Genomic DNA, 12,864 nt, shown 5'->3' with positions numbered 1-12,864 from the left:
GTGTCAGCGGTATGCGTCGAGCCGCCAGCCCGCGGGCGTGCGCACCACCGTGGCGATCACGGTGCTCGGCGGCAGCGCTTCCTTGCGCCCGTTCGGGTAGACCACGGTCTGTTCGATGCCGATCTTGTACTGCTCGGTGTCCGGGGCGCCGCCGCCGGGCGGCTTCTCCCCGGACGCGAAGGTGAAGGCCTCGACCACGGCTTTCGCCTTCGCCCAGTCCGCCCACTGCAACGTCACTTTCGGCGCGGTTTCGATCGGGACGGGGACGGTGCTGGTCGTCGGCTCGGCGGTCGTCGTCGGCGCCACCGTGGTCGCGAAGGGGCCCAGACCCGTCACCCGCGTCGTCGTGGTCACGGTGCTGGAGGCCGCGCCGGTCAGCGCCGGTTGCGCGTCGAGTACGCGGATCAGGCTGGGGCCCAGCCATTTCCGGGCCCGCTCCAGGGCAGCGCCCGGAGCTTCGGTGGCCGGGCGCCAGGTGAAGATCTCGCGCAACGCCGTGACCGCGACGCCGTCGGGCGTGACCGGATCCGGCGCGGGGACATTTTCGAGCAACCGCGTGGTGGCCGTGGCCGATTGGGACGCACCGGAATTCGCGCCGTCGTCCTTGTCGCGCGCGCAGCCCGCGCCGAGCACCGCCACGCTCGTCACCAGCACCACCACCAGTTTCGATGAACGAATCGGATAATCGGACACAAAACTCCTGTACTTCCAGGCTAACCGCCCGGACCGGCGCTGTGCGGGTCCGTGCCCAACTCGCGTCCCGGCGTGTTTCACAGCACCCTCCTGGCGCGCGCGTCGCCGGGCACCGGCACCTCGGTGACACTGCCGGAACCACCGGCGCCGGGCACGGCCTGAATCATCGTGCCGTTGCCGGAATAGATGCCGACCTCGGCGGGCCCGCGCGGGCCGAACGAACTGAACACCAGATCGCCGGGCTGGATCTTGCGCATCGACACTTCCGCGCCTGCCTCCCACTGTTGTTCGACGGTACGAGCCAGGGTGACGGTTCCGGACGACGCCGCGAACACCGCCGCCGCGGTGAGTCCCGGACCGTCCAGTCCGCCGCCGCTGGGCCCCTGCGGGCCGCCCGCGCCCCAGACGTAGGGCGTGCCGAGCCAGTCGTGCGCGGCCTCCACGATCTGCGGGCCGCCCGCGCCCTCCTCGGGTGTGAAGCGGCCTTGCGAACCGGGCGACCGGTACTGCGGCTCCATCGCGAGGATGTTGCGGACGTAGGGCTGAGTCTCGGAGATATGCGCCGCATACTGATTCGGCATCCCGCCGGAGGCCAGCACCGCGCCCTCACCGGCGTTGTAGGCGGCCAGGGTGAGCGCGGTGACATCGCCCTGCACCCGCCCCTCGGCGAGCCACTGGCTGACCTTCCCGGCGATGGCGCACATGTAGCGGCCCTGGCCGATGATGGCGTCACCGTCGTCCCACACGCTGGCCACGCCGTTGCCGTCGGCATCGATCACGTAGGGCTGCCCGTCGTCGGGATTGACCGAGGCCGCGGTGCCGGGCAGGAATTGCGCCAGACCCTGCGCGCCGGCCGGCGAGGTCAGGCCGCGCCGGAATCCGGACTCCTGCTTGGCCTGTGCGGCCAGCAGCGACGGGCTGACCTCCGGGCACAGCGAACCCGCGCGGCGATACCAGATCTCGAGTTCCTCGGGCACCTTGCCGTCGGCGAGCGCGCCGCCCTGGGTGCCGAAACCGCGACTGCACCGAGGATCGTTCGAATACCATTGCGCCCCACCGAGATCCGGAGTCGGCGCGCCGTCCAGCCAGGGCAGCGGGTCGATGTGCCGGCCGCCGGTGAACCGGCCGCCGGGCACGATCTCGAAATGCAGGTGCGGGCCGCTGGATTCGCCCGCCGAGCCGACCATGCCGATCTGCTGTCCGGCGGTCACGGTGTCGCCGACGCGCACCAGCACCCCGTTGTCCCACATGTGCCCGTAGACCGCGGAGTAGCCGCGGCCGTTGGTGTCGATGGAGTCGACCACGATCCAGTTGCCGAAGCCCGAAGCCGGGCCCGCCGCCACGACTTTGCCGTCGGACACCGAAAAGATCGGAGTACCGTCGGTGGCCGCCATGTCGACGCCGCGGTGATCGCCGCCGCGCGAGCCGAAGGTGTCGGACACCGTGAAAGTGCCCGCGGCCAGCGGCAGGGTCCGATTCAGCGGACCCACCCCGGCGGCCAGTGACGGCGTCCCCGTCACGGTCGGATTAGTCTGTGTCGCACTGGGATCCACCGAGGTGGCCGCGGCGGCGCGCGGATCACCGGGCGCCCAGCCGCCCAGCGGGGGCAGCGCGGTCTGTGAGGCGCCGAGCACGGCCGAGCCCTCGCACGGGTCCTCGACCGAGGGCAGCACCACCACCAGCACTAGGGCGATCAACCCCACCACAATGCCCAGGGCCATCCACAAAATGCCTTTTGCGTTCACTCGGGGCCCCCTCCGTGCCCGACCCAGCCCCCTCCGGAGGGAGTCTTACGACCGACCCGTTCGCGGCCGTCTCGCGTCCGAGCGGCCGAAGCGCATGCGCCGCAGGCGCGAGTCTCGGCCGCTCGGACGCGAGACATCAGGGGCCGCGAACACGCGGTGCCGCAGGCGCCGCAATTCACGACTGTCGGCGGGCTTCGTTGAGGGTGTCGGCCAGGGTGCGGTTCATTTCCGCGGCGGCGGCCAATTGTTGTTGCAGGAGCGCTACTTTGCGGCGCAGGGCGGTCGCGTCCAGGCGATCGAGGCCGGGCCCCTCGGCGGCGCGGACCCAGTTGCGCACCGAGTTGGTGTGGACGCCGATCTGCTCGGCGACCACACGGCAGGCTTCCGATTCGCTGCGGAGTTTGTCGGTCAGCGCGACGACCTGCTCGACGGCGGCTTTGCGCACCTCCGGCGACACTCTCCGATACGACCTGTGCGGCATCATAACTGCGTCCTTCTCACGCCGCACTCCCCGGTGAATCCGTTCCGCGCGTGGTGGATTCGGTGAACTCACTGAAGCGCGAGTTGGTGTCGTGGATGCCGCTTTCCCGCTCGGACAAGGTGAACTCCATATGGAACGGAATACCGGGCCGGCGGTCTTCGCCGATCTTGATGAGGAACTTGCCGGTGCCGGGCGGCGAGGGCCGCTGCTGGCCGGGCTTGAGCGCCTCGCCGGTCAGCGCCTGCGGCGCGGACCAGCCGGTCACCATCTCGGTTTCGGCGGAGGTGAACGGCACGATGCTGTCCAGCCGCTTGACCTCTTCACCCGGTAGCGCGCCGAAGATCTTGGCGCGCGCGCGTTCCAGGAAGCCCAGCGCCTTGGCGATGGCGGCTTCGGACCCGAGGGCCTGCAAGTCCTTGATGGTGTGACTGATCATGATCAGCGAGGTGGCGATGCCGCGCTGCAGACGGGTCAGCTCGTCGACGCGGTCGACCATGAAGTCGCCGAGCCCGAGCACCTGCCACAGCTCGTCCATGACCACCTGGAAGTAGCGCTGCGGGCCGAGATCGGCGTCCGACAGCACGTGCGCGGCCTCGACCGAGGCGAACCCGTCGGCCCAGCAGGCCAGCATCACAGCGGCTTTGAGCTTCTTGTCGCCGGTCGGGATGTGCGAGACGTCGATGCAGACCGCGACCGAGCTGGTGTCGATCGGCACCGAGGTCTGGCCGTTGAAGATCGCGCCGAACGGGCCCTGGGTGAGCGCGCGCAGCGAACGGCGCAGGCCCTTGATCGCGATGTTGTATTCGTCGACATCGTCCGCGCCGGCGTCGAGCCGGAGTTCGTCACCGCCGGCGACGATCACCTCGAGCAGGTTCTCCATTATCGGCGGCTGGTCCGGGGTGTAACCGCTGCCCGGCTGGTACAGGATGCGCAGCGCGGTGGCGATCAGGGTTTCCTCGTAGTCGCGCACCCGCGCGCCGCGCACCAGCTCGACCAGACCGGCGATCAGCGTCACCTGGCGGGCCCGGAGATCCTGCAGCACTTGCAGTTGCAGCGCCGGGAACTCGTCGAGCAGCGGCACCACCGAGCCGAGCACGCCCGCGGCCAGCGGATTCAGTTTGCCGTGGCCGTAACCCAGGTCGATGACCTGGCCGCCGACCAGTTCCACCATCTTGCGGTAGTCCGGTTTCACGTCGGCCAGGATCAGCGGGGTGATGCCCTGCGCGATGCCGCCGAGCACGATCCGGCGCACCAGCGAGGACTTGCCGAAACCGTTGAGGCCGAGCACGAAAAGGCTCGGCGCCGTGATGAAGCTGCCGCGCAGGAACCAGTTCATCGGGTCGAAGCAGACCGGGGCGCCGGTGTGCAGGTGCGAGCCAAGCGGGGTGCCGATCAGCGGCGCGCCCGCGCCCACCGACCACGGCCACAGACCCGCGACCTGCGCGGTGGTGGCGCGATATTCCACCGGGCGGCCGACCACGTTCATCCGGCCGCCGCCCGCGCCCGCGAAGCCGCGGTCGGTGAGTTGCGCCGTGCTGCGGTCGAATCCGTCGACGTAGACCTGCTCGGCGCGCGCGGCGTAGTTGCGGCGGCGCATGTCGTCGGTGCGCACCCGGAAGGCGGCCCAGGCGGCGCGCAGACCGTTGCCTTCGCGGCTGAGGGCTTCCAGCCGGGAGCGGGTGACCTCGTCGAGCAGCGCCGGGCCCTGCTTGGTGCGCTTGTCCGCCTTGGCTTTCGCGCGCAGGGCGGCCTTGTCCAGGTAGGGGGTGCCCATCGCGCGGTCGGCGGCGTAGTCGACCTTCTCCGAGCGCGGGCCCTTGCGGTCCTTCCGGGCTTGCGGCTCCACCCGGCTCTTGGCGTGCCGGGCCTGCTCGGCGCGGCTGTTCTGCTCCGCGCGCGTGGCCCGTTCGCCGCGCGGGGGGCGCGGCATCGCGGCGTCCCGGGACGGCTTGCCGGTATCCACCCGCCCCGCGGAACTTCGTGGCGCACGGGACTTCTCGGCCTGCGGGCGATCGGCGCGCTGCCGCTCCGGGCGGGCGCCTTCGGGCCGTGTCCGCCGCTCGGCGGCCTCGCGCGCACGGCGCTCCCGCTCGGCCTGCTCGTCGGCCGGACGACGACGCTCCGCGCCGGCGCTGCCGGGCTGTGCCGGTTCCGCCGGGCGACGACGATCCGCACCGGCACCGCTCGGCTGTGCCGGGTCAGCCGGGCGACGACCGGAACCGCTCGGCTGCGCCGGCTCCGCCGGCCGACGACGCTCCGCGCCGGCGCTGCCGGGCTGTGCCGGGTCGGCCGGACGTCGCCGCTCGGGCATCTCCTCGATGCCCGAGCGCTGCCGCACCCGCGGCGGCTCGGCCTGGCCCGGCCGGTCCCCGGCGGGCAACAACGTCCACTCGTCGTCGCGGTGCTTGCGGCGGGCCGGAGCCTCGTCGCGCCCGGACGTGGTCGACTCGGCCGTGGTCGAACCGCCGGGGTCGCTACCCGGCCCGCGCAGATCGTCGTCGTGGTCCATGGATCGCCTACCCCGCCAATGCCTTCGGAATGGTCGCGTGCTCCGGCAGAATCACCCCGCAGCCGAGCGAAGCCGCGAAGGCCGCCGACTGGTAGCGGTAACACCGCCGGATCTTCAAACGCGCCTGTGTGGACAGGTCGCGCGTGATGGCTTCGATGCGCGGCAGATCACCGCGCAGCGGCTCGGTGATGGTCACCAGCGCACCGAAGCGGGTCACACCGTGACCCCGGGCCTGCTCCTCACGGGCCTGCTGGGTGGCGCCCACCCGCAGCGTCGCCGCCGCCGAGACGACGCCGCGTTCGCTCTGCTGGGCCACCAGCGCGTTCTTGAAGTCGTCGTCGACGATCTCGGCCGCGTCGGCGGCCGAATGCGGCCGGTAGACAATGGCGATGCGCTTGCGCGGCACCTCCGGATTCGGCGCGAGCAGCCGTTGCAGCACCCGCTCGTCCACCGCGCCCTCGGGGGCGGCGTCCATCTCCCAGGTGACCGAGCGGCCGCCGTCGTGGATCAGGTGGTCCCACTTCTCGTCGTGCGAGACCGGGCCCGCGTCGGCCCAATCCAGGCCGTGCCCTTCGGGATCCGACGCCGCGACCTCGAGATCGGCCTGCGAGGCCGGGTCGTAGCTGCGGCGGATGAAGGCGATCACCTCGTCGGCCGACATCGGCTGCGCGCGCACGCCCGCTTCGGCCAGCGCCGCGCAGATGCCGGGCAACCGGCGGCCGATCTCCACGGCCTCCTCGGCCGGGTTCTTGCGGCGCTCGGCGGTGGTGGCCTTGAAGGTGATCGCCACGCGCGGCAGCAGCTGCACTCGTTCCTGCGGCAGTTCGGTGGCCAGCTCGTACATCACCTGCTGGGCCAGCTCCGGTGCGTCCGGGCGGGTGATGGTGGAAACCTCGGTGAGCAAACGGTTTCCGGTCTCGGGCACGGTGTCGATGACCGGGACCACCGCCACGATGTCGGAGGTCTGGCCGACCGAGGCGAGGAAGGTGCCCCAGGCCGAGACCCAGCGATCGATCACCGGCTGGTCGACGGCCTCGTGGCCCTGCGGCCAGGCTCGCAGAACCACGGTGTACTGGGCGAATTGGGGCAGGTGGATCATCCCGAAGCTGTAGCCGCCGGCGTCGATGCCTTCGTACAACTTGGAGGGCGCCAGCAGGCCCGGCAGCCGGGTGACGCCGCCGGGGATCCGGGAGAACCGGCCGCCGCGGTACACATGCTCGCCGTGCTTACGCGAGCGCATCCAGTTGAACATCATGATTCCCGTCTCGTAGCCGGAGCGCCCTCCGGTTCGCCACACCAGTGGCACCATCACCAGAACGCCGAAACCGCCGACGATCAAACCCCATTTGAAGCCGCCGACCATGGCCGTGATCAGCGCCGTGATCACGACCACGAAGCCGATCACGGTCTCCTCCCAGCGCAGGCCGAAAAGGCCCGCGCTGCGCGGCTTCTGCCAGAGCCCGTAGGAGCGGCGCTCGTAGGTATCGGTCATCGTCATCGCGGAATGGTGCTCCTCCCGAGGTCGGGCGAACGATTCGCCCAACGGTCACCGGCCATATCACCCATGCTTTGTTCGGCATTGCTGAGCCCGCTCGTCGCGGCCCGGGCCGCACCGATCCGGCCCGCCGCACGCGCCGCACCGGACGATACGGGCGTCGCGCCCGCAGGCCCAGAGGCGCGCGGAGCGTCACCGCCGCCGGCCGCTTGGCCGCCTCCGCCGCCGGGGCGTGGCGGTGGCACCGGACGGGGTGGGCCACCGCCGCCGCGCGGACCGCCCGCGCCGCCCGGCGGGCCGGTGCCGCTGCCGCTCACGTAACCCGGAGAGCCCGCCGCCGCGGTGCCTTTCACGCCGACCGCCTTGGTGCCCATCGCGCCGAGCGCGGCCGCGGCGACCAAGGTGCCGCCCGCCGCGGTCAAACCGGAACCACCCGAGCCGACGATCGCGACGGCCGGGGTGACCAGGCGCATCAGCGCGGGCAGGACGAACGCGACGCTGCACAGCAGCACGATCGCGACCAGCATGCGTTGCGCCTCTTCGCCTTCGGGCAGGCCGGTGGTGGAGGTCAGCCCGTCGACGTGGCCCGCGGTCGTGAAGGCGATCATGTAGACGATCGCGGCCACCGGTTTGTACAGCATGAACGCGATGATCCAGCCGACCAGTTTCTGGTAGGAGCTCTTACCGATATCCATGCCGGACGACGCCGCCGCCAACGGCAGCACACCGGCGGCGACCAGCAGCAGACCCTGCCGGACGATGGCGAGAATGATCTGCGCGAGCGCGCCGAGCAAGCCGACGATCGCGATGATCAACACCAAGCCCGGCGAGAATGCTTGCAGCTTCGAGGTTTTCACCATCAGCTCGGCCAAGTCCCGGGCATTGCCGTTGGTCGAATCCTCGATGATCCACTCGGAGAACCGATCCGAGGCCTGGGTGCCCGCGACGATGATCGCGCCGAGCATCCAGGAGGAGAACACCACCCGGGCGAACATCCGGAAGCCCTCTTCGGCCTCACCGGAGACGCCGCCGCGCCGGGCCGCGGCCAACCGGCCGCCGGAGATGATCACCGAGGCTATCAGCAGCATGATCTGGATCTGATAGGTGTAATCGTTGATCTTGGTGAAGAGCGAACCGCCGTCGCTGGCGGCCTCGTTCGGCACTTTCATCCAGAACGTCAGCGCCAGGATCAGCGCCTCGCCGAGGCCGTTCATCAGCGAGTCGACGACCTTGCCGAAGGTGGAGTCCCAGGCCTTGTCGCGCACCGCCGCGGCCGCGTCGCCGGGGTGCGTGGTGGCGTTGCCGCCCTTGCACACCGCCGAGGCGAGATCACCGAGCGAGGGCGTGCCCGGGATGCCGACCCCGTCGAGGGTGTCGTGAATCTCGTTGCACTGCTGGTCGAAACCGTAGGTCTGACCGTAGGCCACGGTCGGTGTCGCGACCATCACGGTGAACATCACCGCTAGGATTGTGAGGAGCTTTTTCACCATGGCGTCCACCCCGTCAGCGTCGTAATGGTTTCGGTTTGCGGTCTACCGTCCGGACCAGGTACCGACTTCAATCGCCAATCACCGTCGATCCACACCACTGCCAAACGTGTTGCCATCCATCTGTTGCCGCCGCCCTCGCCGGCCTGCGCCCGCGTGGCGATGCGCATTGTCGCCTGTTCGGGCGTATAACTCTCGATCTGGAAGGCGTCCGAGGCGACCAGCCATTTCGCCGCGGATTCCGGAAGCTGTTCCGGCACACCGCCTTCGGCGAGCTTGGCTTGGTAGGTCGCTTGTTCCTGCGCGGTCAGCGCCATCTGACGTTCCCGCAGCTTGCGGTCCGCCGGGCGCGCGTTCGCGCGATACATGATCTGCGCGCCGGCCACGATCGCGCCCTGCGGCGTGTGACCGTAGCCGAGGGCGAGCCCGTCCTCGACCCGCGCCGGGCCGTCCGAGGTGGAGAACGGCACCGAGACGCCGTAGACGCGCTGCCAGCCGCCCTCGCCGCGAGTGCCGGCCGGCGGCGCGGTCAGCCAATCCTGGTCGGCGGACCCACGCTGCCGCACGGCGTTCTGCGGCAGCGGTTGACCCGCGGGGTTGTTCGGGAGGTCGACGCGGCGACCGAAGACGTCCACCGCCGCACCGGCGAACCCGGCCGGAGCCGCGGCCGTCGTCTCCCGCAGCGGACCGGACGAGGCGTTGGTGGCCAGCACCCGGTCACCCTCGGACCCGTTGTCCCGCAGGGCCGACACGGTCACGCCCACCGCCACCAGCACGGCGACGGTCGCCGCCAAGCCCAGCAGCGTGAGCCGGGACCGGCGCACGCCGGCGCGGGGGCCGCGGGTCACCATTTGGTCCATCCCGCCAGCGACTCGATCATCTCGGTCTGCGAACCACTCGAGGTCGCGGGCTTGAGCCGCCAGTCCCCCGCGTCCCACACCATCACCAGGCGCATCGCGACCCAGAGCTGTTTTCCGTTGACGACCTCACCGCGGGTGGCCAGCTGCAGGATGGCGAGATCGTCGGCGTAGTTCTCGACCTTGAACGCGTCCGAGGCGACGAAGTACCGCGTCACCTTCTCCGGCTGCTGTTTCGGCAGGCGATTCTCGTTCAAGGCCTTGTCGTAGGCGGCGATCTGCTGGGCGGACACCCGCACCTGACGGACGTACAGATCCCGGTCGGCCGGGCGCGCGTTGAGCCGGTAGGTGATCTGCGCGGCGGCCAGCGCGGCACCCTGCGGCGTGTGCGCGTAGCCGACGGCCAGACCGTCCTCGATCCGGGTGGGTCCGTCGGAAGTGGAGAACGGCACCGAGGCCCCGTACACCCGCTGCCAGCCCTGCGGCTGCGTGGTACCGATCGGCGCGCCGGTCAGCCAATCCGGGTCCGCGGGCCGGCGCTGCCGACCCGGATCCTGCGGCAGCGGCTGACCCGCGGAATTGTTCGGAATGTCCACCCGCCGCCCGAAGATATCGACCTCGGGATCGGTGAAACCCTGCCCGGTGCCGGAATTCGCGGCCGTCAGATCCTCGATCGAACCGCTCTGATCCCGGGTAAAGAACATGACGGCCCCGACGATCACGATGAGGGCCAGCACCGCGGCGGACGCGACCGCGCCGAAGGAGACCCGGTCACGCGGGTACGCGGGCTCCTTCTCCTTCGCGTTCATTTCGGTGCCTCCAACTTGACTATGTCGTCCGGTAATTCGGTGATCGCGTCGATGGGCCGGGTGGTCGAACCGGGGTCGGGCAGGCGCAGCCGCCAGTCGTCGAGAAACCATTCGACGGTGGTGTGGTTCACCGCCCGGGAGCCGTCGGAGTATTCGGTATAGATGTCGGTCGCCGCTTTCTGCGGGGTGTAGCCGGTGATCTTGTAGCCGAGCAGGCGGGGCGCGTACTCGGGTGCGGCCGGGCCGGTGATGGACAACTGCACGCGGTTCACCGACCATTCGTCGCGGGCAGGCCCGGGGACGACTTCCTCGGCGATGACTTTCGCCCACTGGTTGTCCGGGGCCACCGACATGCGCACGGTGTGGGTGATCGCGGCCACCGCGGCCCCGGCCGGTGCCTGCGCGAAACCGGTCGCGGCGCCGCCGGCGGTCGACTTCGGGCCCTGGTCGGTGTGCGGCAGGGCCACACCGTGGTAGCCCTGCCAGCGAACGCCGGTCGGGCCGGCGTCGATATCGGGCGCCGCGTCCTGGTCGGAGCCGCAGCCGGCCACCAGTGCGAGCACCACGAGGCCGATCAGGCCGGCCGCACCCAGCGTCTTTGTCATGTCGGTAGGAACGCCAATGCGATCCCCGAGGCCGTACTGGCGACCGTCGCTCCGATCAGGCTCATCAACACTCCGTGGGTGGCGTCGTTGATCGCCATATCGCTGCGGAACGCGATCCAGAGCCGGCCCGCCGAGAAGATCATCCAGGCCAGGCAGATCAGGAGCACGAACCACAGCAACCAGTTGAGCAGTTGCATCAGCGGTTCGAGGACCTCCGACGGCAACTGCTTGTAGGCCAGCGTCACGGTAGTCGTCGTCATCAGGTGCCTATGAGCGCGTTCATGATGGTGCCCGCGCTGGTCGCGATGACACCGCCGATCATGGCCCCGGCCACCATCTTCGGCGATTCCAGACCGCCGCCGGTCCACTTCTCCCAGGCGAACTTGCCGCCCGCGTACACGATTCCGCAGATGCCCGAGAGCAGCACGAACCAGGTGAGATAGCTGACCAGCTGCAGAAACTTCTCCGAACCCGGAGGCGCCTCGGGGGTCGGGTTACCGACTTGGGCCAGCACCGTGTCCTGCACGGCGAGGAGTAACGAGCTCATCGGGTGCCTTTCTCGAAATCCGAAGGTTCGGCGACCGCCCTCACGGCTCCTCCCCCTCCTCGAAAGCTGTACGGGCGTCGATCTTTTCGCGAACGGTGGCGACAATATCGGCACCGAGTTCGCGGACCTCCAGCGGTACCTCCGCGAGCGGATCGATCTTGCGTTTACGTTCGGGCAGCGGATCACCCGGGGACCACACCGGCAGGGCGTCGGCTTCGACGAGGGTCCATTCCTCGTACCACGGGACCTGCCACATCGGCCCGGCGAGCGAGCCGACGACGTCGCGATAGCGGCGGATCTCCACGGGCATCCGCCCCGGTCTGGCGGCGACGGTGATCAATCCGAGCACCTCCGAGGGACCGCCGAAACCGAAATGGTGCTGGCGCAGCAGATCATGGGCGCGGGTCAGGCCCGCGATGGTTTCCCGGGCCACCAGCACGACATAGGGGGATTCCCGTTCGAAGACGCCGGGCCAGCGGCGACTGGCATCCGCGGCGGGCGCGAGCACGTGCGCCAGCGTGGTGGCCCCGGCGCCGCCGTGCACGCCCAGCAGCCACACCAGCGGCGCGCGGCCGATACCGGGCACGGGACGCTCCCAGACGGGAGCACGACGGGATTCCGGCGGGGCGACGACACCCGCCGGCTGCGGAGTTTGCTTGCGCAGACCTAGTTTCGACATGGCGGCGGTCATGATGCCACCCCCGCCAGCAGCCGCCCATAGGCTCGTCGGGTCTCCGGCGCCAGCGCCGCGTGCCGGACCAGTTCGCCGCGCGCCAGGTGCGGATCGTAGGGAATCTCGCGGATATCGCGGACCCAGCCCGAGAGATGCTCACGCAAATGATCGGCTACGCGCGATTCCGCGCCCGGAAGCTGGTGCGAGATAACGATGGTGGTGTCCCCCACGATGCCGCCCCCCTGTCCTTCGGTAGCGTCTCCGTACTGGTCGTCGAGCCATTCCAGGGTGACGCGCAGCCGGTTCGCGGCGTCGGCGCGAGCCGGAATGGCAAGCACCAGAGCCACATCGGAGTCATCTAGGAGCGGACGCAGCTGCCGCCCGGCAATCGCGCTGCCGCCGTCGTATACCCCGGTGAACCCGGCGTCGTCGATGGCCCGCGCCACCGTGAGGTAAGTCGCACGCCGGCGCAGCGGCGCCGCGTCTCGCCACAGCAGTCCGATGCCCGAGGTCGCCAGGGACAGGCATTCCTTCACCGGGGCCGGTTCGTCGTTGCCGCGGCCGTACAGCCAGGACTGCAAGCTGATCGGATGCAAGTGCTCGTCGGCGCCGCGCAGGGCGATATCGCTGCCCGCCGTGGTCGCGTCCACCGCCACTGTCGGCGTGCCCGCCATGCCCAATTCGCCCGCGATACCCAGCGCCGTCGTGGTGACCCCCGCACCACCGCAACCGCCTACCACCAGGATCGGGCGCTGTGAGCGCTGTGTCTCGGACTCTTCCCCGGTGCCTGCCGCGCCCCCGCCGCCCTGCTTGTTCCGCCGTAACCGCACCACCGGAGCTCGACCGTAGCGACTGCTTGCAGGTCGCTCGAAAAGACCAGCCCGCGCGGGGCTGCTCGCCGGCTCACCCGCCTCGGGTGTGTCGTCGAGCCAGCGGCTCCAGTCGTCTCCCATCGTTCTCAGC

13 protein-coding genes are annotated in these 12,864 nt (G+C 70.2%); all 13 read right to left on the bottom strand.

The genetic code is table 11. The annotated features are described in order from the left end of the window. Positions 1-3 precede the first annotated feature (3 nt). The 13 genes from AB0M14_RS14565 to AB0M14_RS14505 all read right to left on the bottom strand — a co-directional run bounded on the left by AB0M14_RS14565 (position 4) and on the right by AB0M14_RS14505 (position 12,854). On the bottom strand, positions 4-693 hold the full coding sequence (locus tag AB0M14_RS14565) for a hypothetical protein (protein WP_364994050.1): 690 nt from the start codon (positions 691-693) through the stop codon (positions 4-6). A gap of 77 nt (positions 694-770) precedes the next feature. Beyond that, complete coding sequence (locus tag AB0M14_RS14560) at positions 771-2,414, bottom strand: peptidoglycan DD-metalloendopeptidase family protein (RefSeq protein WP_364994048.1); 1,644 nt, start codon at positions 2,412-2,414, stop codon at positions 771-773. Between the two features lie 199 nt (positions 2,415-2,613). Continuing rightward, complete coding sequence (locus AB0M14_RS14555) at positions 2,614-2,922, bottom strand: transposase (protein WP_364994046.1); 309 nt, start codon at positions 2,920-2,922, stop codon at positions 2,614-2,616. Between the two features lie 13 nt (positions 2,923-2,935). Continuing rightward, the gene (locus AB0M14_RS14550; protein WP_364994044.1) at positions 2,936-5,428 is read right to left on the bottom strand and encodes a hypothetical protein; all 2,493 of its coding nucleotides are present in this window, start codon (positions 5,426-5,428) and stop codon (positions 2,936-2,938) included. 7 nt (positions 5,429-5,435) lie between these two features. Then, entirely contained in the window at positions 5,436-6,926 is a 1,491-nt protein-coding gene (locus AB0M14_RS14545; RefSeq protein ID WP_364994042.1) for an SCO6880 family protein, read from the bottom strand. Next, on the bottom strand, positions 6,923-8,380 hold the full coding sequence (locus tag AB0M14_RS14540; protein WP_364995788.1) for a hypothetical protein: 1,458 nt from the start codon (positions 8,378-8,380) through the stop codon (positions 6,923-6,925). The genes AB0M14_RS14545 and AB0M14_RS14540 overlap by 4 nt, the downstream gene beginning before the upstream one ends. A gap of 26 nt (positions 8,381-8,406) precedes the next feature. Beyond that, positions 8,407-9,270 carry a hypothetical protein gene (locus tag AB0M14_RS14535; protein WP_364994039.1) on the bottom strand — a complete coding sequence of 288 codons (864 nt, stop codon included), beginning with the start codon at positions 9,268-9,270 and terminating at the stop codon, positions 8,407-8,409. Beyond that, positions 9,255-10,076, bottom strand: a complete 822-nt coding sequence (locus AB0M14_RS14530) for a hypothetical protein (RefSeq protein WP_364994037.1) — start codon at positions 10,074-10,076, stop codon at positions 9,255-9,257. The genes AB0M14_RS14535 and AB0M14_RS14530 overlap by 16 nt, the downstream gene beginning before the upstream one ends. Next, the gene (locus AB0M14_RS14525; protein WP_364994034.1) at positions 10,073-10,681 is read right to left on the bottom strand and encodes a hypothetical protein; all 609 of its coding nucleotides are present in this window, start codon (positions 10,679-10,681) and stop codon (positions 10,073-10,075) included. The genes AB0M14_RS14530 and AB0M14_RS14525 overlap by 4 nt, the downstream gene beginning before the upstream one ends. Further along, a complete protein-coding gene (locus AB0M14_RS14520) occupies positions 10,678-10,941 on the bottom strand; it encodes a hypothetical protein (RefSeq protein WP_364994031.1) in 264 nt (87 codons plus the stop codon). The genes AB0M14_RS14525 and AB0M14_RS14520 overlap by 4 nt, the downstream gene beginning before the upstream one ends. Then, positions 10,941-11,228, bottom strand: coding sequence for a hypothetical protein (locus tag AB0M14_RS14515; protein ID WP_364994029.1), 288 nt, complete (start codon positions 11,226-11,228; stop codon positions 10,941-10,943). Before AB0M14_RS14515 ends, AB0M14_RS14520 begins: the two co-directional genes overlap by 1 nt. A gap of 40 nt (positions 11,229-11,268) precedes the next feature. Next, entirely contained in the window at positions 11,269-11,919 is a 651-nt protein-coding gene (locus AB0M14_RS14510; RefSeq protein ID WP_364994026.1) for a hypothetical protein, read from the bottom strand. Continuing rightward, positions 11,916-12,854 (bottom strand): hypothetical protein, encoded by a 939-nt coding sequence (locus tag AB0M14_RS14505; RefSeq protein ID WP_364994025.1) that lies wholly within the window; start codon positions 12,852-12,854, stop codon positions 11,916-11,918. The genes AB0M14_RS14510 and AB0M14_RS14505 overlap by 4 nt, the downstream gene beginning before the upstream one ends. Positions 12,855-12,864 lie beyond the last annotated feature (10 nt).

It is taken from the genome of Nocardia sp. NPDC051832, assembly GCF_040681285.1.
Lineage (GTDB): Bacteria > Actinomycetota > Actinomycetes > Mycobacteriales > Mycobacteriaceae > Nocardia.
This window is presented reverse-complemented; position numbering and strand designations above follow the sequence as displayed.